The 20215-nt window shown below is 62.3% G+C and carries 24 protein-coding genes and 3 tRNA genes; 6 read left to right on the forward strand and 21 right to left on the reverse strand.

All coding sequences use genetic code 11. From position 1 onward, the window contains the following. The 5 genes from B384_RS0111730 to B384_RS0111750 form a co-directional block, all read right to left on the reverse strand. The coding region (locus B384_RS0111730) for an alanine--tRNA ligase-related protein (RefSeq protein WP_026041151.1) at window positions 1–292 on the reverse strand (292 nt) is incomplete at its 3' end. Between the two features lie 97 nt (window positions 293–389). After that, entirely contained in the window at window positions 390–1412 is a 1023-nt protein-coding gene (locus B384_RS0111735) for a LacI family DNA-binding transcriptional regulator (RefSeq protein ID WP_019483307.1), read from the reverse strand. Window positions 1413–1416: 4 nt separating this feature from the next. After that, a complete protein-coding gene (locus B384_RS0111740; protein ID WP_019483308.1) occupies window positions 1417–2379 on the reverse strand; it encodes a carbohydrate ABC transporter permease in 963 nt (320 codons plus the stop codon). Continuing rightward, window positions 2376–3341, reverse strand: coding sequence for a carbohydrate ABC transporter permease (locus B384_RS0111745; protein WP_019483309.1), 966 nt, complete (start codon window positions 3339–3341; stop codon window positions 2376–2378). Before B384_RS0111745 ends, B384_RS0111740 begins: the two co-directional genes overlap by 4 nt. 138 nt (window positions 3342–3479) lie before the next feature. Continuing rightward, the gene (locus B384_RS0111750) at window positions 3480–4841 is read right to left on the reverse strand and encodes an ABC transporter substrate-binding protein (RefSeq protein WP_019483310.1); all 1362 of its coding nucleotides are present in this window, start codon (window positions 4839–4841) and stop codon (window positions 3480–3482) included. Window positions 4842–5030: 189 nt separating this feature from the next. On the opposite strand from B384_RS0111750, the gene B384_RS0111755 reads away from it, so the two are divergent. Beyond that, a complete protein-coding gene (locus B384_RS0111755) occupies window positions 5031–6758 on the forward strand; it encodes a glycoside hydrolase family 13 protein (protein WP_019483311.1) in 1728 nt (575 codons plus the stop codon). Between the two features lie 3 nt (window positions 6759–6761). On the opposite strand, the gene B384_RS0111760 is transcribed toward B384_RS0111755, so the two are convergent. The 8 genes from B384_RS0111760 to B384_RS0111795 all read right to left on the reverse strand — a co-directional run bounded on the left by B384_RS0111760 (window position 6762) and on the right by B384_RS0111795 (window position 12029). After that, window positions 6762–7382, reverse strand: a complete 621-nt coding sequence (locus tag B384_RS0111760; RefSeq protein ID WP_019483312.1) for a hypothetical protein — start codon at window positions 7380–7382, stop codon at window positions 6762–6764. Further along, entirely contained in the window at window positions 7379–7966 is a 588-nt protein-coding gene (locus B384_RS0111765; protein WP_019483313.1) for a DUF6286 domain-containing protein, read from the reverse strand. The genes B384_RS0111760 and B384_RS0111765 overlap by 4 nt, the downstream gene beginning before the upstream one ends. Continuing rightward, on the reverse strand, window positions 7963–8328 hold the full coding sequence (locus B384_RS0111770) for a hypothetical protein (RefSeq protein WP_019483314.1): 366 nt from the start codon (window positions 8326–8328) through the stop codon (window positions 7963–7965). Before B384_RS0111770 ends, B384_RS0111765 begins: the two co-directional genes overlap by 4 nt. After that, complete coding sequence (locus B384_RS0111775; protein WP_019483315.1) at window positions 8325–8516, reverse strand: DUF2273 domain-containing protein; 192 nt, start codon at window positions 8514–8516, stop codon at window positions 8325–8327. The genes B384_RS0111770 and B384_RS0111775 overlap by 4 nt, the downstream gene beginning before the upstream one ends. A 9-nt stretch (window positions 8517–8525) precedes the next feature. Then, on the reverse strand, window positions 8526–9026 hold the full coding sequence (locus tag B384_RS0111780; protein ID WP_019483316.1) for an Asp23/Gls24 family envelope stress response protein: 501 nt from the start codon (window positions 9024–9026) through the stop codon (window positions 8526–8528). An 82-nt stretch (window positions 9027–9108) separates the two neighbouring features. After that, the gene (locus B384_RS0111785; protein WP_156809080.1) at window positions 9109–9609 is read right to left on the reverse strand and encodes a hypothetical protein; all 501 of its coding nucleotides are present in this window, start codon (window positions 9607–9609) and stop codon (window positions 9109–9111) included. Window positions 9610–9748: 139 nt separating this feature from the next. Beyond that, window positions 9749–10933 (reverse strand): fatty acid desaturase family protein, encoded by a 1185-nt coding sequence (locus tag B384_RS0111790; protein WP_019483318.1) that lies wholly within the window; start codon window positions 10931–10933, stop codon window positions 9749–9751. Between the two features lie 13 nt (window positions 10934–10946). Then, entirely contained in the window at window positions 10947–12029 is a 1083-nt protein-coding gene (locus tag B384_RS0111795) for a ferredoxin reductase (protein WP_019483319.1), read from the reverse strand. A gap of 97 nt (window positions 12030–12126) precedes the next feature. Here B384_RS0111795 and B384_RS0111800 point away from each other — a divergent pair, with 97 nt between their 5' ends. Further along, a complete protein-coding gene (locus tag B384_RS0111800) occupies window positions 12127–13326 on the forward strand; it encodes a PucR family transcriptional regulator (protein WP_019483320.1) in 1200 nt (399 codons plus the stop codon). Window positions 13327–13446: 120 nt separating this feature from the next. Then, the gene (locus B384_RS19765) at window positions 13447–13839 is read left to right on the forward strand and encodes a YtxH domain-containing protein (protein ID WP_019483321.1); all 393 of its coding nucleotides are present in this window, start codon (window positions 13447–13449) and stop codon (window positions 13837–13839) included. Between the two features lie 95 nt (window positions 13840–13934). On the opposite strand, the gene B384_RS21295 is transcribed toward B384_RS19765, so the two are convergent. The 8 genes from B384_RS21295 to B384_RS0111845 form a co-directional block, all read right to left on the reverse strand. Continuing rightward, entirely contained in the window at window positions 13935–14063 is a 129-nt protein-coding gene (locus B384_RS21295) for a hypothetical protein (RefSeq protein WP_019483322.1), read from the reverse strand. Between the two features lie 95 nt (window positions 14064–14158). Continuing rightward, complete coding sequence (locus B384_RS0111815) at window positions 14159–14743, reverse strand: dTMP kinase (RefSeq protein ID WP_019483323.1); 585 nt, start codon at window positions 14741–14743, stop codon at window positions 14159–14161. Window positions 14744–14797: 54 nt separating this feature from the next. Then, window positions 14798–14995, reverse strand: coding sequence for a hypothetical protein (locus B384_RS0111820; RefSeq protein WP_019483324.1), 198 nt, complete (start codon window positions 14993–14995; stop codon window positions 14798–14800). After that, window positions 14992–15870, reverse strand: coding sequence for a helix-turn-helix transcriptional regulator (locus tag B384_RS21415; protein WP_337459703.1), 879 nt, complete (start codon window positions 15868–15870; stop codon window positions 14992–14994). The genes B384_RS0111820 and B384_RS21415 overlap by 4 nt, the downstream gene beginning before the upstream one ends. Then, on the reverse strand, window positions 15867–16997 hold the full coding sequence (locus tag B384_RS0111830; protein ID WP_019483326.1) for a TerC family protein: 1131 nt from the start codon (window positions 16995–16997) through the stop codon (window positions 15867–15869). Before B384_RS0111830 ends, B384_RS21415 begins: the two co-directional genes overlap by 4 nt. Before the next feature lie 234 nt (window positions 16998–17231). Then, window positions 17232–17307 (reverse strand) — tRNA-Phe (locus B384_RS0111835). Window positions 17308–17364: 57 nt separating this feature from the next. After that, window positions 17365–17438, reverse strand: a tRNA-Asp gene (locus B384_RS0111840). An 87-nt stretch (window positions 17439–17525) separates the two neighbouring features. Then, window positions 17526–17598, reverse strand: a tRNA-Glu gene (locus tag B384_RS0111845). Window positions 17599–17729: 131 nt separating this feature from the next. On the opposite strand from B384_RS0111845, the gene B384_RS0111850 reads away from it, so the two are divergent. The 3 genes from B384_RS0111850 to B384_RS18765 form a co-directional block, all read left to right on the forward strand. Then, window positions 17730–18089 (forward strand): metallopeptidase family protein, encoded by a 360-nt coding sequence (locus B384_RS0111850; RefSeq protein ID WP_019483327.1) that lies wholly within the window; start codon window positions 17730–17732, stop codon window positions 18087–18089. Between the two features lie 43 nt (window positions 18090–18132). Next, window positions 18133–19053, forward strand: coding sequence for a cation diffusion facilitator family transporter (locus B384_RS0111855; RefSeq protein WP_019483328.1), 921 nt, complete (start codon window positions 18133–18135; stop codon window positions 19051–19053). A gap of 178 nt (window positions 19054–19231) precedes the next feature. Further along, the coding region (locus tag B384_RS18765; RefSeq protein ID WP_019483329.1) for a hypothetical protein at window positions 19232–20215 on the forward strand (984 nt) is incomplete at its 3' end.

A 20215-nucleotide genomic window follows, 5' to 3' on the forward strand; every position in this document is an offset into this window, starting at 1 on the left:
CCCGCCTGGTCGTGTCGACCGCCAGCGACACTTCGTCCCCGACGGCGATTGGCCCGTTTCCGAGGTGGTGGACCATACCTTCGGGGTCCAACCGGACCTCCTCCACCGCGAACTCCCCGGCGGCTCCCCTGATCGCGCCGGTATCCCAGTCCTGGCCACCACCGCGGGGGTAGAAGCAGGTCCGGTCCAGGACGACGTCGGTGCGGCCGTCGTCGTCGACGCTGACCGACTGCACGCGTGCGGCGCCGGTCAACACATCGAAGTCGTTCAGGTACATCAGTTCGGTAGCCATCCGCCGATTCTATCTACCCGGTTGCCCACCGAATCGCACCATCCAGTGGAGCGTTACGTATCTGCCCAGCGAAAGCTTGATTCAGTGGGCGGGGTAGTCACCTAGCGGACAGGTAGCGCGGCGGCCCGGTTGACGTCCTGATGATCAGCTCGTGCGGACGGGGTGCCGGGGCGGCAACGGGCACGCCCCCCTCGAGCTCGGCAAGCAGGAGATCAGCCGCATACGCCCCCTGCTCCTCGGGGCTTTGCCGGATGGTCGTCAGGCTCAGCGGGTCCGCGAATTCGTGGTCGTCGATTCCCACCACCGAAAGCTGCCCGGGGATGCTGATCCCTAGATCGGCGGCTGCACTGATCACGCCGAAGGCCATCTCGTCCGAGGAGCAAAACACTGCCGTTGGCCGATCAGCCGGATCCTGCAGGAGGGTTAGCGCCGCCGCCTTTCCACGTTTGAAACGGAAGTCCCCGAACACTGACCACTCCGGTCGGACGGGCAGCCCATGCCGGGCCATCGTGGAAAGATACGCCTCCTCACGGATGCGGGGCACCTCGAACTCGATACCAAAGGACCCGCCGCCCCGCAGGTGTGCAATGTCAGTGTGCCCCAGGGCAATTAGATGCTCGACGGCGTCCCGGGCCGCGGCGTCGTCGTCAATTCCCACATGACGGACTCCCCGGACGGATCCGCCCACCACGATGGTGGGCGAATCCAGGGCTTGCAGCGATCGGAGTTCATCATCCGTCAGCTCCATGCACATCACGAGGAGCGCATCGATGCGTTTGCGCAGGATGGACCGGTGGAACACCCGTTGCCGGTTGACCCCCGACCCGCCCAGGCTGAACACCACCAGGTCATATCCGGCTGCACGGAGCTGGCGATCCACCCCCTCCAGCACCGCCGAGAAATACCAGCGTTCAATCTGCGGCAGCAGCACTCCCATCGCCATAGTCCGGCCGGACGCCAGACCCGACGCAGACGACGACGGCACGTAGCCGAGCTCCTCTGCGGCACATTGCACCCGCAACCGGGTGCTGGCGGACACTCCGGGCAGCCCGCGGAGCGCCCGGGAAACGGTCGCCGTTGAGACACCAAGGGATTTTGCGACGTCGTCAATGCTGGTCATCGGTTCATCCCTTAAGGCCGCCCGCCAGCAGACCGCGAACAAAGTAGCGCTGTAGGCCGAAGAAGACCAGCAGCGGAACGATCATCGACACGAAGGCACCAGCGGTGAGCCTGTGCCATTCGCCGCCGCGCGTGCCGGTGAGTTCCGCCAACCGCTGGGTGATGGGGGCGACGTCGGGCGTGCCACCGGAGAAGACCAGCGCGACCAGCAGGTCATTCCAGACCCACAGGAACTGGAAGATGGCGTAGGAGGCGAGTGCCGGAACTGACAGCGGGATGATGATGCGCCAGAAGATGGTGGCGTGACCCGCGCCGTCCACCCGGGCCGCCTCGATGACTTCACCGGGTATCTCAGCTATGAAGTTATGGAGCAGGAAGATGGCGAGGGGGAGGGCGAAAATTGAGTGCGCGATCCACAGTTGGGCGTAGGATCCTGACGGCAGTAACTGGAAATCACCGATCTGAAGGTTCACGAACAGGCTCAGGAGCGGTATCAGCGCCATCTGGAGGGGAATGATCTGGAGGGCGAAAATGAACACGAACATCGTGTCTTTCCCCCTGAACTTTCCCCAGGCGAACATGTAAGCCGCCATGGCGGCGATCACGAGCGGGATGATTGTGGCGGGAATGACGATTGCCAGCGAGTTCACGAAGTACTGGCCAAGGTTCGGCGACTGGCTCCCCCCGGATACCAGCACATCCACGTAATTATCGGCCGTGAGCTCGCGATCCCCGAACACGTTCCACCAGCCGTTGCGCTGGATGTTCTCCTCAGGTCTGAAGGAGGAAATCAGGAGGCCCAGGGTGGGGATAGTCCACACGGTAGCAATGATGATCGCCGCGATGGTTGCACCCCGGGAAGTGAGCTTCTGCTTAACCCGGCGGGTGATGGGCGGCTGCGCACCGGCCGGGGTTTCCCCGGGCTGGGCTGATGCGGGAACTGGGGGAATAGTCGGCGTCGAGCTCATCGGATCTGCCTCTGCTGCTTGAGTACGCGTGCGTTGTATACGACCACCGGGAGCACCATGAGGAACAGAACGAGTGCCAGCGCCGCGCCGCGACCGGGTTCATTGGCCCTGAATGCCTGGGTGTACATTTCGTTGGCGATTACCGAGGTGTCGTAGTTACCCGCGGTCATGGTGCGGACAATGTCGAAGACCTTCAAGGTGATGATGGTAATAGTGGTGACCACCACGACCAGCGCTCCCCGAATGGAGGGAATGGTGATGTCACGGAACTGTTGCCACGCTGACGCGCCATCCAGCCTGGCCGCCTCAACAATCTCCATGGGAATGCCCTTGATGGCGGCCGAGAGGATCACCATCGCGAAGCCAACCTGGATCCAAACCATCACAGCGATCATGAAAAAGGTGTTGCCGGGCGCGTCGAGGAGGAACTGCTGAGGTTCGCCACCAAACCACACCAGGATCTGGTTCAGCAGACCGATTTGCTCCTGCTCCGGACCCTTGTAGGCGTACACAAATCGCCAGATGACGCCGGCGCCCACCATTGAAATGGCCATTGGCATGAAGACCAGTGCTTTCAGGGTGCGCTCGCCCTTGGCTTTGTCGATGAAGACGGCGTACACCAGCCCAATACCGGATGCCAGAAGTGGCACCAGGATGACCCAGAGCACCGTGTTGCGCAAAGTAATCAGCGCGGTTGGTTCAGTGAACATCCACACGAAGTTCTCGATACCGTTGAGGTTGCCATCACGGTCGGTAAAAGCCAGCAGGGACGTCTGGACTGCAGGCCAGATCATCCCGACGACAAGCAGGATCGCTGCCGGGGCGAGGAAACCAATGACTGTCGCTTTATCCCGGAACGACTTGGGTGCCCGGTCAACGATGAGCATGATTAATCCGATAATGGCGGCGAAAATGGCCAGAGCCACCACCACCTGCAGGAACTTATTGCCTAGGTCCTCCATTGCGCAGCCTCCTTGGTGCGATAAAGGGTGATGCAAAACGCGCTTTTGCGAACGACACGGCACCGAGCACGGTGTGGAAAATGTCAGGACAAGCCCGGCGTTCCTCCTTGACGAAGGAACGCCGGGCTCGCTCTTGAACTACTGCGGCCAGGAGCTTTCGATGGTGTCGAGGACCTCCTCGGTCTCCGAACCGTTGATCCACTCCACGATGCCGCTCCAGAAGGAGTTGGCACCAACAGCGCCCGGCATCAGGTCGGATGCGTCAAAGCGGAAGACGGTGTCCTCGTTTTGCAGCAGTTCGATGGATTGACGATCCAGGTCGGACGTTGCAACCGATGGGTCAAGTGCCAGGTTGGCACTGATTCCGCTGCCCTGGGACACCCTGGCATTGGCAAACTCGCCGCTGGCCATGAACGACTGAAAGGCGACAACCTCTTCACGGTCGGCATAGGCAGCGATGATTTCGCCACCACCGGTGATTGCTCCGCCACCAGCCTCAACGCCCGGTGTCATGAACGCCCACACGTCGCCGTCTTCGGATACCTCGGTGCCTTCGGGCCAGTTGGCAGCCTGGAACGATGCCTGGTGGTGCATAGCGCAAGTTCCGTCGAGAACTGGCTGCCCTGCATCAGCGAACGGGGTGGAAAGGATCGACCGCACATCTCCAATTCCCCCGTTGACGTATTCCTCGTTCTTCAGGATCTCCCCCACCGCGTCGAAGGCTTCAGCGATTTGCGGATCGTTGAAGGGGATCTCATGGTTCACCCACTGGTCGTAAACCTCCGGACCTGCCTGGCGCAGCACGTAGTCCTCCACCCAATCGGTCCCGGGCCAACCCGTGGCTTCGCCGGATTCGAAACCAGCACACCACGGTTTCATGGTGCCGTCGGCCGCGATGTCCTCGGTGAGTGTCATCATGTCGTCGAGGGTCTCAGGGACTTCCCAGCCCATGTCCGTGAACACCGTTGGGTCATACCAGACGTAACCCTTGATATTGGCGAGCATCGGCGCACCATAGAAGACGTCGTCGACCGTGCCATATCCCTTCCAGTCCTCGGTCCAGTTCTCATCAACCAGCGCCTCGACCTCGGCCGGTGCGGGCAGGACATTGCCGCCCGCGACTTCGGCAGCCAGCAGGCCAGGCTGTGGGAAGATCGCGATGTCTGGGGGGTTTCCTGCCTGCGAGCGGACCCCAATCTGTGTCTCGAACTCCTTCGAACCCTCGTACACCACTTCAACCCCAGTGCACTCGGAAAAGTCTGCCCAGGAATTTTCGAGCAGTTCTGCCTCAGTGTCCACAATGGTGGAGTAGACGCTGACCTCGGCGTCCTCGAAGGTGCCGTAGCTCTCGTAGGACGCACAGTCGGCTGCGGGCTCGTCGCCGCCTCCGCCGCCGCCGCCGTCGTCCCCGGACCCCCTGCCGCATGCGGAGAGGCCCAGTGTCAGTACGCTCAGTGCCGCGATTGGCAGCAGCGTTTTCTTTGTGCGAAATGTCGCCATGAATAGACTCCTTTGTCTGGCGGTGGCAGCCTGCAAAACCCGCCCCGCCTCAGCGTTTGGTAAAATGAATGTAAGCGCTTACGTATTACAGGACAATACTTGTGCCAGATGTCACAGTGTTTGATACCAAATCGTGACGTGCACCTCAGCATCCCTTTCCCCCACTCCCGATTTCTCCAAGGAGAGTCAATGACCGCCTCTGCACCTGCAGTCAGCCGCTCGACCGATACTCCAACAACCCTCAGCCCGTGGTGGGCGGACGCGGTGATCTACCAGATCTATCCCCGCTCCTTCGCGGACGGCAATGCTGATGGCATGGGGGACCTGCCGGGTGTCAGGAGTCGGCTCCCCTATCTACGGAAGCTCGGAGTGGATGCCATCTGGCTCTCACCGTTCTATGTCTCCCCGCAGGCGGACGCCGGATACGACGTCGCCGATTACCGCGACGTTGACCCGCTGTTTGGCACCCTGGCCGACTTCGACTCAATGCTCGCTGAAGCCCACGAGTCCGGCATGAAGGTGATTGTGGACCTGGTCCCGAACCACACCTCCGACGAACACGAATGGTTCAAATCCGCCAAGCATGCGGCCCTCGATTCGCCGGAACGCGACCGGTACATCTTCCGGGACGGCAAGGGCGCCCACGGGGAACTGCCGCCCAACAACTGGCAGTCCATCTTCGGTGGCAACGCCTGGACGAGGCTGGAGGACGGTCAGTGGTACCTGCACCTGTTCGACACCAAGCAGCCGGACCTCAACTGGGACAACCCTGAGGTGCGCGCGGAAATGGTGTCTGTGCTGCGGTTTTGGCTGGACCGCGGGGTGGACGGCTTCCGCATCGACGTCGCTCACGGCATGGTCAAGGCCGAAGGTCTGCCGGACTGGGCGGAGCAAACCCAGATGATCGACGGCGGGAACTCGGATAAATCCGATGCAGATCTCAATCAAACCCCGCCCTATTTCGATCAGCCGGGCGTGCACGAGATTTACCGTGAGTGGAACAGGGTCCTGGCGCAGTACGACGGCGATCGGATGCTGGTTGCCGAAGCTTGGGTGGAACCTGCGGAACGGCTGTTCCGCTATGTCCGTCACGATGAAATGCAGCAGGCGTTCAACTTTGATTTCCTGCTGGCGGGCTGGGATGCTGCCCAGTTGACGGAGAGCATCACCGAATCGCTGACCGAGGCGGGGAAGGTGGGAGCGCCAAGCACCTGGGTGATGTCCAACCACGACACGGTCCGCCACACCAGCCGGTTCGGCCTGGAGGACCCTACCCAGTTCCCCAAGGGTCTCGGAACTGACCACGAGCAGCCTGACGAGGCGTTGGGGCTCTCCCGCGGCCGGGCGGCCGCGCTGGTAATGCTGGGCCTACCCGGTTCCGCCTACATTTATCAGGGGGACGAGCTCGGGCTTCCCGAGCACACGACCCTTCCCGACGGCGTCCGCGAGGACCCGACCTTCGCCCGGACCAACGGCACGGAGATCGGCCGCGATGGCTGCCGGGTTCCCCTGCCCTGGCTTGCGGAGGCTCCCGGCTTCGGATTCGGAATGTACGACGCCGTGAGCGCGCCGGGCGCCGCCCCCTGGCTCCCGCAACCGACAAGCTTCGCCGGCTACGCGGCCGACACCCAGGTAGATGTCTCGGGCTCCACCTACGAGCTGTACCGCGATGCACTGGGCCTGCGCCGCAGCCACGAGCTGGGTCGTGGGAACCTGGAATGGACTCCGCTGAACAGCCCGCAGGAGGGTGTCCTCTCCTACCGCAACGGGGTTGTCCTGGTGCTTGCCAACATGGGGGCCGCGACGATCGAGTTGCCCAATGACCACCGGGTGATCCTGGCCAGTGACGGGTCAGCGGTCGACGGCGGGCGCCTCACCACCAACGCGTCCGTGTGGTTGGTGCCGCTCAGTTCCTGATGGTTAGCGCACCCGCTCCGTCCGGGTGAAACGGGTCCGGGCGCCGGCGCTGATACTGATCAGCACCGGCGTCTGGCGTCCCACCAGCAGGTCGAGGGCTCTGACCAGGTCAGTGACCTCGGTCGCCACCTCGTGCGGAGATACCCCCGATCGTGGGAAGACCCTGATTCTCAAGGCCGGTTCCCCATCGAACACGTAGGTGGTGACCGCTGCATTCACGAGATCCCCGCGCTCCTGCAGGGCTGCCTTCAGCGCCTGCTCCGCGACCGACCCGTTGATTATCACCCGACCGGCAGCCTGCCCGCTGGCATCCGCATGGCTGTCATCCTGGGCCAATGTTCCGGAGCGCCCACGCCCCTGCGCGGCGATCCAACCGACCATGCACGCCACAATCAGCAGCATGACGAGCGCCAGCACTATCCAGAGCCAGCTATCCCGTTGTCCGTCGAGCGTGGTCTGCCGCAGCAACCCGTCGATTCCCTCGCCGAGATCGGCAGCAACCGATCGCCACCAGCGGGCTGCCGCCGGGAACATCAACAGAGTCGTTGCCACTCCCGCAGCCATCAGGAGGGCGCCGATGAGACCCAGTAACAACCGATTGAGGATCCGTGGTGTCTGGTTCACTGGCCAATCACCCCTGAAGGCGCGACGGCTACCCGCACCGCCGGGACCGGCGCGACGGATGTCAGCCGCAGTTCGTCCTCGACGACGCTACGGATGCGTTCGACGTCGACCGGCACGCCCGACGTCGGACGCACCTGAACATCGACGGCCCGACGCCCCACGGTGACCATCACCTGATCCGGGGTCACCCCGGCGGCCACCCGCGCGCGGCGGGCCAGGGCCGAGGCGAGCACTTCAGCATCGACCACGATCCCGGTGCGCTGGTTGGGAATGGCATGGCGCGCCAGGCGCCCCGGCAGAACGGCGCTAAGAAAGCACAGGAGGCCAATCAGGAACATCAGCAACCCGGCGCCCACCAACGGGGCCAGCTGGACATTGTCGGGCAGGTCCCCCAGCCACGCTGCCACCTGCTCCGGGCTGACCAGCCAGGCATTCTGGCCGGTTGCCTTCAGCGCAGCCTCGAACATCACGTACAGGCAGATGACTGAGATCAGGATGGCGACGGCGACCGCTGGTAGCGCGCGCGATGAATGCAGTTCACGGCGGACCACCTTGCGGGTCAGCTGGGCAGTGCGTTCATTCACCTGGCACGTCCCCCCTCAGCCGCCATGATGCCGGTGATTCTGATGTCGACCCGACTCAGCCGTGAACCACTGAGCTGGGCTACCTGTTGCAGCACGAGAGCTTTCGCCGCGTGCGTGCGGTCCCAGATCGATCCACCCACCCCGGTGACCAGGGATGGATCCTGGAGCGTACGGGTGAGGGACGGGACGCCGATGGGAAGCGCGAGGCGCAGGGCCAGCAGCCCCTGGTCGTCGGACCAGCTCGCGCGGATCTGCTGGGCTGGAACACCGAAGACGTCGGCAGCAACCGCCCGCGCGGTACTGGTGAGCGCCTGAGTGCTGATCCGGTTGTGCCCCGCGAGACCCGGTGGTGCCGCGCTCACGAGGAGGAGCGTCGGCCCGTGAGGGCGTCGCGGACGCTGGCCAGGTCCACTTTGCCCTCGGCAACCCGACCCAGCAGCGCGCCCACTGCGACGAAGAGGGCCATGAGGAGGAATCCCCAAAACCCGAAGGTCAGGGCAGTGAATGCGAGGACGGCGCCAAGCGCCATACCGACTACGGTGGGGGTCATAGTGATGGCCTAACTAGCTGCGGGGCGGGGTTTGTCGGGGGTTTTGGGGTCATTGAGGCCGGGTACGTGGACATCGGTGATCTCCACGTTCACTTCGATAACCTGCAGCCCCACCAGTTCCTGGACCCCCTGATAGACAGCCGACCTCACCTGATCGGCGACGGTGGTGAGGGGGTAACCGTACTCAGCCACCAGGACAACGTCCACCGCTACCTGGGTCTCCCCTACCTCCACCTGCACACCCTGGCTCAGGTCGTTGCCGCCGACGGCGTCGCGGATCGCGCCTAGCGCCCTACCGGCCCCGGTTCCGAGGCTGAAAACACCCGGAACTTTCCCGGCAGTAATGGCGGCGACCTTGGCGACCGCAGGGTCGGCAATGGTAGTTTTCCCACCCGTCGCATCAACCGTGCTGACGGTGGTCCCGGTCTCCCGCGGGAGCGGCCCGTCAGCGACGCCGGGAAGCGGCTCAGCCGGTCGGTGGCTGGGTGGTGGTGTCCTGTTCTCATCCATCGGCGTTGCACCCTTTCGTTGAGCCCAGCCTAACGGGTACCTGCCCTGGAAGGCACTGCCAGGGGGCCCCCGTCGACGGCGACTACTGAACGGGCTTGTTGCAATGCTCGTGCAGCCACTGCTCAACGGGTGCCACGGCCTCCCGGTAGGAGGCTTCGTCGAAACTCCCCCCATTTTCGGTACTGGCCGTGACGACCTCCTGCAGCCGGTCGAAATCGTCAGCCAGCTCCGGGGGAACCATTGACCGCACATCGTCGATCTGGTTGTGGAGCCGTTCGACCGTTTCATCATCCGAAGATCCCATGAAGCTCAACGGCGCCAGCAGGATCGAGGAAACCCCGGCGGCCACAATGACGCAGTCCTTCATGCTGGTGCCCACGGATCCGCTGTCCCCTGAGTTGTCAGGTGATGAGGAGCCGGGAGAACTCTCCGGGTCGGCGGTTTCGGCGAGGGAATCCTCAGCCGGAGCGGAGGGTTCGTCGGTGGGTGGGTCAGTGGTGAGGTCGGGAAGTTCAATCGCGGTGCCTTTCGGCTCAGGGCCGGAGTCACCACAACCGGTGAGCGAGAAGGCAAGCGCGCACACGGCAGCAACTGTGACACGCGATCCCAACACCCAGGCATCTCCCGATTCATTTGACTTCCCACTGACATGTTACTTAACGCACGAGCGCCCCGGTCTTCTCCTCGACCGGGGCGCCTTCTGAGCGGTAGCTCACCAAACGTTAGGCAGTAACCTTCTGACGCAGCGAGAACCGTCCCTTTTCGGGAAGTGCCAGCTTGAAGACCTTCGCCCAGGTTGACGCAACCTGCTTTGGCAGGGGCCCGGTGGTGTAGGGCAATCCGTAGCGGTTGCAGATTTCCTTCACCTTCACAGCAACTTCGGCGTAGCGGTTCGATGGCAGGTCGGGGAAGCAGTGATGCTCCACCTGGTGCGACAGGTTGCCGGTCATCAGGTGCATGAACTTGGAGCCAGAGATGTTGGCCGAACCGATCATTTGGCGGACGTACCAGTCGCCGCGGGTTTCGCCTTCAACCATTTCCTCGGTGAACGTGTCGGTGCCCTCGGGGAAGTGTCCACAGAAGATCACCGCGTGCGCCCAGACGTTGCGGATCGCATTGGCGGCGAGCGTACCGTAGAGCGCCTGCTTTCCGGAACCAGTCAACATCGCAACAGCGGGCGTAGCAGCGTAATCCTTGGTGAATTGCTTTACCGCTTTGACGCCAACCGCCTTGAGGTCCCTCGACATGTCCTCCTTGGACTTCAGGCCCTCTTTGTACTCGGGGATTTCCAGGTCGTAGAGAGCAATTCCCCACTCGAAGACTGGCGCCAGGATCGCGTTATAGAGCGGGTTGCCCAGGTTGAAGGGGGTCCACGGCTGATCGGCATCCATGCGCAGCAGGTTGTAGCCGACGTCCCGGTCCTTGCCCACCACGTTGGTCCAACGGTGGTGCAGGTCATTGTGGGTGTGCTGCCAGGACCTGGCAGGAGTCACGAAGTCCCACTCCCAGGTGGTGGAGTGAATGTCAGGATCCCTCATCCAGTCCCACTGGCCATGGAGCACGTTGTGCCCAATTTCCATGTTTTCAAGGATCTTGGCGACACTGAGCATAGCTGTGCCTGCCACCCACGCCGCCTTGTTGCGGCCCACCAACAGGGAAGCACGGCCCGCAATTTCCAGGCCGCGCTGAACCTTGATGACCCGCCGGATGTAAGCGGCGTCGGTGGCTCCACGCTTGGCGAGCACCTCGTCGCGGACTGCATCGAGCTCGCGTCCCAGCTCCGCAATCTGTTCATCGGACAGATGCGCTGCTGCTGGCGGCCTCACCAGCGGATGCCCGGTTGCAGCGAGCGCCCCGGGCCGGGTCACTACGGGCTTCGTCTCAGTGCGTTCGGTCAGTGTCGTCATACGGTGGTGCTCCTTAAAGGTCCAGATTGACGGGTCCGGCTGCTGCCGAAACACACGTCTGAATTAATTGGCCGGGTTCCCCATGAACTTCCCCCGTGCGGAGATCGCGGACCTGACCGGCTCGCAACGGGGTAAGACAACTATGGCAAATGCCCATCCGGCATCCGCTGGGCATCAGCACGCCAGCGTCCTCGCCGACGTCGAGCAGGGGTGTATCGCCATCGGCTTCAACCTCGCGGTCGGACGCCTCAAACTGAACCAATCCGCCGTCGTGCCCCTCACCGCCGGCAAGATTGGTGCTGAACCGCTCGATGGTGAGCGTACTTCCCTCCGAGGCCTCCTGGCCCGCAGACAGCGTGGGTTGGGACGCCCACAGCGCCTCCGCGTCATCGAGGAACTCCTCAGGACCGCAGGCATAGGCTGCACGTTCACGCCAGTCTGAGCACAACTCTTCCAGCTCGGCGTCGGATCCAAAGTCCAGCCTGCCTCGCTCCGCCGTGAACAGGTGGGTTACCCGGAAATTGGAGAACTGGTCGGCCAGCTCGTTCAGCTCTTCCAGGAACAGACTGTCCTTCGGCGTCCTCGCCGAGTGGATCAGGACGACGTCGGCGTCCGGGCGTCGTGGCACCAGAGTCCGGACCATCGACATCACTGGAGTGATTCCGCTACCGGCGGTAAGCATGAGCAGCGGGCGGGGATGTTCAGGGAGGACAAATTCGCCCTGCGGTGGAGCGAGGAACAGGACATCGCCCGGCTTGGTATTGCGTACCAGGACCCCCGAGACTGCGCCGGCGTCGGTCACCGTAATTGCGGGATCCGCGCCTGCGGCGGCACTTAGCGAATAGGAGCGCCAGTGGCGAACGCCATCCAGTTCCACACCGATACGAGCCCACTGGCCAGCCTGGTGCGCTTTCCAACCCCACCCGGGATGAAAGTGGATGGTGACCGAATCGGGCGTTTCGGACACGACTTTAGTAACCACACCGCGCAGCTGACGGCTCGAGTACACCGGGTTGAAGAGGGCTAGTACGTCTTCAGGGGCGAGAGGAGTGATCAGAACGGATGCGGCGCGGGCAAGCTGACGGAGCCGAATCATCCTTCAAGTCTAGAATAACGGTCGCCATAGTTCTCCTAGCAGGACATACGATTAAGCCAAGGAAACTATCCCGTCGAAACAATCCTCGAGGCATTGCATGAGTTCCACCACACCCGGCGCTGCGAGTCTTGCGTTGGAGCCACCCTGGCTTGCCCTACCCGAAGAGATCAGCGCACTGCTGCGTCCCCTGATGCCGGGCGTCGTCGAAGCGATCATTGAGGCTGTGCCGCAACTGGTTCCGACTTATGCGAGGCCCATTGAGGGTCGGTTCGGTCGGGGCTTACGGCGCGGGGTCGCGGTAGCTCTTGAGCGCTTCCTGCAGCTGCCGGGGACCAGACTACCCGCCCTGTCCGAGGAGAGCAGGCAGCTGGTAGCAGGGCTGGGGAGCGGGGAATTCCGGCAGGGTCGCAGCATGGATGCCCTGCTGAGCGCCTACCGGATGGGTGCCCGGGTGACCTTCCGTGAGATGTCGCGGATCTCAATGAAGCAGGATCTGGGCCTTGAGGTGGTGGTGAACCTTGGTGAGTCAATCCTGGCCTACATTGACGAGCTTTCGGCGGTGAGCGCCGAGGCGTATGCGTATGAGCAGTCCGAGCGTGCCGGGGCAGTCGATCGGCGCAGGACCGAGCTGTTGGAACTGCTACTGCTCGGGCAGGCAGACGAGGCGGCGCTGCGGCAGGCGGCATCGATGGCTGATTGGGCTTTGCCAGCACAGATGACCGTGGTCACGCTGCCCCTTGACCGGGCCGCGGGGCTGCGCCGCCAACTCGACCCCGGTTCCCTGTTGGTGGAACGGGAAACAGACGCGGTGGTCCTGGTCCCCACCCGCGACACCCCAACGGCCCGCCGCCAGCTATCGAAGGCACTACAGGGACGGTCGGCAGCAGTGGGGCCGGCCTCCGGCTGGGAACGGGTCCCCGACTCGTTGCGGTTGGCAGTTCTGGCCGCCACAGTGTTCCCACCACGTGAAGGGCCCGAGGATCCTCCCATCTGGGCCGACGAGCATCTGGCACAGGTCATTCTTGGCGCCGAACCCACAGCAATCACCGAGCTGGCCCAGCGTCGGCTGGCGCCGCTGGACGGGTTGCGGCCGGCCCAGCGGGAGCGACTCGTGGAGACTCTCCAATCCTGGTTGAAGCACTGGGGGCAGCGGGCACCCATTGCCGCCGAACTGGAAATTCATCCGCAGACGGTTGGCTACCGGCTCATTCAGCTTCGCGAGGCTTTCGGTGACGACCTGGAGAATCCCCAGATCCGATTCGAACTCCAGCTAGCCCTCCATGCCGGGCGGCGTTGACACGGCCTATCGGATCCACCTCGAATAAACTAAGGTTGCTTAGAAGATTGGTTGGGTCGAACACACCAGACGATTCATCCAGCCAATAAGAACTTAGAACGATCAGACAGGAGCACCATCATGAAGAACAAACTTGTATTCGCAGCAGGCATGGCCGCCGGCTATGTGCTCGGCTCGCGTGCCGGTAGGGACAGCTACGACAAGCTGAAGACCAAAGCTGACGAACTGTGGAACAACCCGAAGGTGCAGGAGACTGTTGCTGACACCGCTTCCACCTTGAAGCACAAGATGCCCGAGGTGCAGGAGCAGGCTGGCGGCGCCGTCAAGAAGGCCAAGGAGTCGGTCTCCGGTGCACTGCACCGCAGCGACAAGGCCGATGACGCCAAGGGAACATCCACAGGTTCAGCGTCCACCGGTTCAGTATCAACCGGCCCCAGCGGGGGCAACCCCGCCAAGGTTGAGGACACGCCGTTCCAGAACCAGGACGATGACACCCGCCCGGACACCGTCTAGGTAGCTCCCGTTTGGGGTAGTTTCCCGAATGCCCCGCGCCCCGCAGTCCAGGGCGCGGGGCATTCTCTTTGGCCCACAGCAGGCAACCCTCGGCGTCAAAAGGGGTCGGTCCATTCCCCGGCCACGAACGCGAAGTCGATTTGTTGGATATGGTCGCCGAGCACAAGGTTCACGAAGAGATGCACGAAAATAATTGCCCGGAGGAGCGCGCCAGTCCACCGCATGAACAGTCAGGCGAAGAGTTCGACGTTGCTGCTTGATCCTAATCGGCGGGGATAGCTGCCTAATCGCCCAGCATCCGGCGATCCTCGGTGCGCATTCATCCCTGAAGCCCCAGACCGCATACTCCGAGTTCCCGCAAGATATTCTCGACGATTTGTTCGGCGGATTGAGTCGCGTCGATCACGATGAAGGACGGAAACTGGGGCAGCCCCTTGTAGGCCCTATCGAACGCACCCAGGTGCTCCAGGGTTTCCTGGTCCGTGGCCCGGCCATCGATCCTGGCGTGCGCGATCTCCGGATCGATATCGAAGTAGAAGATGATATCCAGGGCGGGGATGACTTTGAGCAGCAGGGTAAGGAACCATCCTTCACGTATGCCTCGGACTCGGCGCAGGGCGAGCTGACAGTGGAGATAGCGGTCCATAACTACGGCGCCCGAGCTGCGCCGGGCACGTAGGTGGGAAATCAGCACGTTAACGCAGCGGATGCCAGTTTCTATTGCATCAAGCAACACGACCGGCGGCTGAAGGTTGCGTCGATGTGACCACGCGGTCATGCTTCGTCGGCCGGACTGGTTTGGGCTGAAGGTTGCGGGATAGGCCGCAGTTCTCAGCTGTTCTGTCAGCAATCTTCCGGTGGTGGTTTTGCCAGCCCCGTCAATGCCAAGGAGAGCAATGATCATGGCACTCCGCTAACCTTTGTTGCGGCTCGTTGCCGCTTCATATTGCCCTCGTGACTAGTCGCCCTCGTCCTCGTCCTCGTCCTCGTCGTTTTCGTTTTCGTTTTCGTTTTCGTTTTCGTTGGCATCTTCCCCACCGCCTTCATCTCCCACTCCGGGCAGCTGTGGGAGTTGTGTGTCGTCGCAACCGGCAAGGGATAGAGCGCCCATGATCAACAGGCCAGAGCCTAGGAGAGCTGTGACTCGGTTTCTCATGACGATTCCTTGGGTGGGGTGACGTTGGTCGGAGTGAAGATTGCCAGGAGCGCACCGATCTCCTGATGCGCTGTGGCTGGGTGACGGAAGTGCTGGGTGGGCTGGACGACGTATCGGGTCCGGCGGCCTTCCCGCACCCGTTGGAGGTAGCCGGCGTCCTCCAGGTCAGCAAGGATGTGCAAAGTTGCTCTGGCCGTGATGCCAACGGTGGCAGCGATGTCCTCGACGAGGGCGCGGGAGTTCGCAGTCACCGCCAAAAGTACATGGCCGTGATTAGTGAGAAATGTCCACGGTGGACGCTGGGCGGGGACCGTGCTCGGGGTCTTCGCCCTGGTGACCGGGTTCTCCATTGCCGTTCTCGTGTTGTCTATTCCGGACATTGGAGTAGTTCTTCCCTTCGACGTATTGGGAGTTGCTTCGAACAAGTTTGCCGGATGCTTTCTGATGGCATCCAGGTGAACGATTCTTACACCTCGGATGGCTCGCGTGGGTAGTTCAAGGGGGGTGACGACGGCAGTAGCGCCCGATTTGCGTACCGCACGGGCCAGGGCCGTCGTCAGGGCAGGGCGTGAACGCCTGAGCGACCAACTGCCGTGCCAGACAACGCGCGTGGAACTGGAGAACCCTGCTGCGTCCAGTATCGGCCGCGCCAAAGCTGCCAGGGATTCGGCTTCACGCAATGCTCGCTGATACATCCTCGCTACGATCGCCGGATCGGCGGTGAACGGCGGTCGCTGGATGGGGACGAAAAAGAGCAACGGAGAGCCTAACTCTGAAGCCACCCCGACTGCGCTATGCGCCAGGACGGTGACATCTGAATCATGGGTGATGACAGCGGCGACGGGACGACACAAAATGAATGCGGCTCCGGTCATCGTACGCCGCCACCCTTAGTCGCTGACTCCGGGTCAACCTCGTCGGTGGGGTCGCGAACGTCTTCATCAGTGTCCTTGCCGGTGCCTCCGGCGTCGACCGAAGACCCGCCGAGCTCCCTCCTGCGCCCCCGCCAGACCGGCTCCAGCTCCGCGTTCTCTTCCTCCGTGGCGACCCGGAAAGGCGGATCCGTCGGTTGGGGGATGGATTTACGTCCCTGCCCTCGGGTCGCGCGCAGGCTGGCGACGACGGAAACCGCGATAATCGTTGCAACCACCGCCAGCGAGAAAGTCGTGGGGATGTAGAACAGATCGATTTTGAGGAGCATCTTGATGCCGACCCAAATCAGCACCAGGGCCAATCCGACCTTCAGATAGATGAAACGGTGGATCATATCCGCCAGCAGGAAGTACATGGCGCGCAGACCCAGTATGGCGAAGGCGTTGGCGGTGAAGACCAGGAACACTTCATCAGTAACCGCGAAGATCGCCGGGATCGAGTCGACGGCGAAAACTACATCGGTGAACTCAATCAATACCAGCACTGCCAGGAGCGGAGTGGCCAGCAGTACACCGTTGCGGCGTACCAGCAGCTTTTGTCCGTGGTACGCCTCGCTCATTGGCACGAAGCGTCGGAACCCGCGCAACACCAGTGACTGTTCGGGGTTCAAATGGTCGTTTCGCTGGCGGATCATCCGATACCCGGTGTAAAGCAGGAATGCGGCAAAAACGTAGAGGATCCAGGCGAAGTTTTGGATCAGCACGGCACCGGCGGCGATGAAGATCCCGCGGAATACAAGTGCGCCCAGCACACCCAGGAACAAGACCCGGTGCTGAAATTCTCGGGGTACGGCAAAGTAGCTGAAAATGATAGCCCAGACGAAGACGTTGTCTACCGAGAGGGATTTTTCAATGAGATACCCGGCGAAATACTGCTGGCCAAACTCAGCACCCCAGTTCATCCAGATCAGCACACCGAAAGAGACCCCGAAGGCCACCCACACACCTGACCAGACAGCTGCCTCTCGAACCCCGATGACGTGAGCCCGCCGGTGAGCTAAAAGGTCGATAGCCAGCATGACAACGATGAAGCCGAGTACCGCAGCCCAAATCCAGAATGGGACATCCATGAAATTCCTCCGATCGAATCGATCGGAGGTCTCTCCCAGCCCTCAAAGGGCTTGTCTGCCGGGCCACCGTGGGGCCGTAATGACGACGGGACTATTAGGGGGTACTCCCCTCCGTGTACTCAACAAGTGAATCACAGTTCATGTTTTGCCGTCAAGGATCATCGTTGTGCAGTCGACTTCTCGACAAAGGGCGGTGAAAGAGAAAAAACCCCCGGATTATCCGGGGGTTTTAGCTGGTGGCTCCGACCGGCGTCGATCCGGTGACCTTTCGATTTTCAGTCGAACGCTCTACCAACTGAGCTACAGAGCCGTGCAACTATCCTACGACAGTCACCGCGGTCAACCAGTCGAAACTGATGAACCTGAGCGACCCTGACGGGACTTGAACCCGCGACCTCCGCCGTGACAGGGCGGCGCGCTAACCAACTGCGCTACAGGGCCTTGCTTTTTTGCAAGAGCTTCAGCCTACCAGCATCTCTGCCGCTTCTTGACCGCCTCGAAGTGCTCCGAAACCAGCCTGCTCTTGCGTACCCCCAACGGGATTCGAACCCGTGCCGCCGCCGTGAAAGGGCGGTGTCCTAGGCCGCTAGACGATGGGGGCCAGGACCACACGAGGCAAGAATTTTCCCCTGCTGTGGACCTATAAAACTATAGGGCCTGTTTGGCGATTCCACAAAACGAACCCGTCGGCGGGCCTGCCCCGACGGTACAGTCGTTGGTGTGCCCATCGAAATGACCCTTGCAGACTTCGAGTCAGCCGTGGATGACGCGATCGACCAGATCCCCGAAGATTTGATGCGCACCATGAACAACGTCGCCATCTTTGTGCGTGAAGAGTACGAGCCGGGCCCCGGCGAGGATCCGGACACCGAACTCCTCGGGCTCTACGAAGGCACCCCATTGACCGAACGGGATTCCTGGTGGGACGCGGGATCCCTCCCGGACAGCATCAGCATCTTCCGGCAGCCGTTGTTGCGGCACTGTGACAGCCGTGAAGAACTCATTGACGAAATCCTGATCACGGTTATCCATGAGGTGGCCCACCATTTCGGGATTGACGACGCGCGGCTGCACGAGCTCGGTTGGGGATAGTCCTGCTCGCACATCCTCGACCCGACAGCGGATACTTGTTTTTATGAACGGGCACGATCACGGATTACCCCAGGGCACGGCGACCGGCAAGCATCGCCGGAAGCTGGTCATCGTCGTCGCAATCACCCTGACGATTGTGCTGGTCCAGGTGGTCGGGGCCATCTGGTCCGGGTCACTCGCCCTGCTCGCCGATGCCGGGCACATGCTGTCCGACGCCACCGGCGTCTCAATTGCCCTCCTCGCTTCCTGGATAGCCACCCGCCCCGCCACCCGGCGAAGTACCTACGGGTACCAGCGGGCAGAGGTCCTGGCGGCACTCGCAAATGCGATCATTCTGGTGGTGATCGCCGTCGTGATCCTGATCGAAGCGCTACGCCGCTTCAACACGAGCCCCGACATCCGTTCCGACATCATGATCATCACGGCTGTGGTTGGTGCCGTCGCCAACCTCGTCTGCCTGCTCATTCTCCGTCGAGGGCAAGCCGAAAGCCTCAACCTCCGCGGCGCGTACCTGGAGGTGCTCGGTGACCTGCTGGGCTCCGTAGCGGTGATCGTTGCCGCCGTCGTGATTGCAACGACCGGCTATCTTCCCGCCGACACCTTCGCGTCGATAGCCATCGCGCTGATGATCCTGCCGCGGGCCTGGAGCCTCCTCAGGGATGTCATCAACGTACTGCTCGAATCGGCGCCGAAGGGTGTGGACTCGGAGATGATTCGCAGTCACATCCTTGGGGTGCACGGCGTCGTCGGCGTCCATGACATTCACGCGTGGACTATCACCTCCGGTGTGCCGGTGTTTTCAGCCCACGTGGTGGTAGACGAAGCCACCCTCAACGCAGACGGCGTGGACCGAGTGCTCGATCGGCTGACCCACTGTCTCCGTAACCATTTCGATACCCAGCATTGCACCTTCCAGATCGAGCCTGCGGAGCACGCCATTCACGAAAGCCGCCAGCACGCTTGAATTTCCAACGCTTTCGCGACACGCCGTGATCAAACGTCATCAAATGACACTCCTGTTGTTTAGGGTACCTGTGTGACTAATGTTGCTAAAGTGACATGCATCCCATTACTGTCGTGACTGTTGTGTAATACGCCGCGCGAAGATTTGGGGAATAGTGCAGTCATCAGGAAAGCGGCGCATGCGCTCCTTTAGAGCAGTCGGTGTCCTCGCCACGACAGTCCTACTCAGTGGTGTTGGCTTGGCTCCGGGAGTGGCCGCCCCCGAGACGAACGCAATCCCCACGGAAGCCGAGATCGCCGACGCGCTGGACAGCACGACGGCGAAAGCCGCATTGGTGGGCGAGATCGAAGGAATCCTCGCCGAAGCCACGGCAAACCTTCAGGATGCACAGACAACGGCGATGCAGTCTCAGGGTGCCTACATTGATGCACTCGCTGCCCTGGACGAGCGACGCGCCACCGCCGTTGCAACCACCGCCCTTGCCGAAGAGGCAGCGCTGACCCACGACGCCGCAGCAGTTGAGGTGGGGCAGTTGGCTGGCGACCTGTATCGGTCGGGCGGCGTTACCCCCGGGATGACGATGCTGCTCAGTGGAGAGAACCCCGACGAGATTATGTCCCGGGCCTCCACCATGTACGGCTTGTCAGCCAACCGGGCCGCAACCTTTACAAACGCACAGACCGCTGCCAAGACGTGGGAAGCACTCCGTCTGGACGCTGCCGCTGCCCGACAGGCGGCAGCAGACGCGGCCGAGACTGCCCAACTAGCCGGGGAAGACAACCAGCGGGCCACAGACGCCGCAGCCCAACTGGTCGAGTCGCGGCAGGCGGAGCGCACCGTTCTGGTTGACCAGCTGGCCTCGCTGCGCAACACCACAGCAGCACTCGAAGAGCAGCGCATTTCAGGGATTGAGGAGCAACAGCGCGAGGAAGAGCTTGCTCGCATCATCGCTGAGCCCGAGCGTGCCGCAGCCGCCGCGGAGACGCAGCGGTCCGAGGGATCGCCATTGGCCGTCCAGCAGGCCACACCCGCCGCAATTCGCCCACCGGCACCCGCCTCCGAGGCGCCGGCACCTAATCCCACTACGCCAGCGGTAAATCGGCCGAGTCCCTCAGCCCCGGCGCCGTCAACACCGGCACCGGCACCGTTGACACCCGCGCCA

The organism is Arthrobacter sp. TB 23, assembly GCF_000294595.1.
Lineage (GTDB): Bacteria > Actinomycetota > Actinomycetes > Actinomycetales > Micrococcaceae > Arthrobacter_D.

Excerpts from the sequence above, each read along its gene's own strand:
- B384_RS0111735 (WP_019483307.1), bottom strand. The coding sequence starts at position 1,412 with ATGACCAGCATTGACGACGTCGCAAAATCCCTTGGTGTCTCAACGGCG.
- B384_RS0111740 (WP_019483308.1), bottom strand. The coding sequence starts at position 2,379 with ATGAGCTCGACGCCGACTATTCCCCCAGTTCCCGCATCAGCCCAGCCC.
- B384_RS0111745 (WP_019483309.1), bottom strand. The coding sequence starts at position 3,341 with ATGGAGGACCTAGGCAATAAGTTCCTGCAGGTGGTGGTGGCTCTGGCC.
- B384_RS0111750 (WP_019483310.1), bottom strand. The coding sequence starts at position 4,841 with ATGGCGACATTTCGCACAAAGAAAACGCTGCTGCCAATCGCGGCACTG.
- B384_RS0111755 (WP_019483311.1), top strand. The coding sequence starts at position 5,031 with ATGACCGCCTCTGCACCTGCAGTCAGCCGCTCGACCGATACTCCAACA.
- B384_RS0111775 (WP_019483315.1), bottom strand. The coding sequence starts at position 8,516 with ATGACCCCCACCGTAGTCGGTATGGCGCTTGGCGCCGTCCTCGCATTC.
- B384_RS0111780 (WP_019483316.1), bottom strand. The coding sequence starts at position 9,026 with ATGGATGAGAACAGGACACCACCACCCAGCCACCGACCGGCTGAGCCG.
- B384_RS0111790 (WP_019483318.1), bottom strand. The coding sequence starts at position 10,933 with ATGACGACACTGACCGAACGCACTGAGACGAAGCCCGTAGTGACCCGG.
- B384_RS0111795 (WP_019483319.1), bottom strand. The coding sequence starts at position 12,029 with ATGATTCGGCTCCGTCAGCTTGCCCGCGCCGCATCCGTTCTGATCACT.
- B384_RS0111800 (WP_019483320.1), top strand. The coding sequence starts at position 12,127 with ATGAGTTCCACCACACCCGGCGCTGCGAGTCTTGCGTTGGAGCCACCC.
- B384_RS19765 (WP_019483321.1), top strand. The coding sequence starts at position 13,447 with ATGAAGAACAAACTTGTATTCGCAGCAGGCATGGCCGCCGGCTATGTG.
- B384_RS21295 (WP_019483322.1), bottom strand. The coding sequence starts at position 14,063 with ATGCGGTGGACTGGCGCGCTCCTCCGGGCAATTATTTTCGTGCATCTC.
- B384_RS0111815 (WP_019483323.1), bottom strand. The coding sequence starts at position 14,743 with ATGATCATTGCTCTCCTTGGCATTGACGGGGCTGGCAAAACCACCACC.
- B384_RS0111820 (WP_019483324.1), bottom strand. The coding sequence starts at position 14,995 with ATGAGAAACCGAGTCACAGCTCTCCTAGGCTCTGGCCTGTTGATCATG.
- B384_RS21415 (WP_337459703.1), bottom strand. The coding sequence starts at position 15,870 with ATGACCGGAGCCGCATTCATTTTGTGTCGTCCCGTCGCCGCTGTCATC.
- B384_RS0111830 (WP_019483326.1), bottom strand. The coding sequence starts at position 16,997 with ATGGATGTCCCATTCTGGATTTGGGCTGCGGTACTCGGCTTCATCGTT.
- B384_RS0111850 (WP_019483327.1), top strand. The coding sequence starts at position 17,730 with ATGACCCTTGCAGACTTCGAGTCAGCCGTGGATGACGCGATCGACCAG.
- B384_RS0111855 (WP_019483328.1), top strand. The coding sequence starts at position 18,133 with ATGAACGGGCACGATCACGGATTACCCCAGGGCACGGCGACCGGCAAG.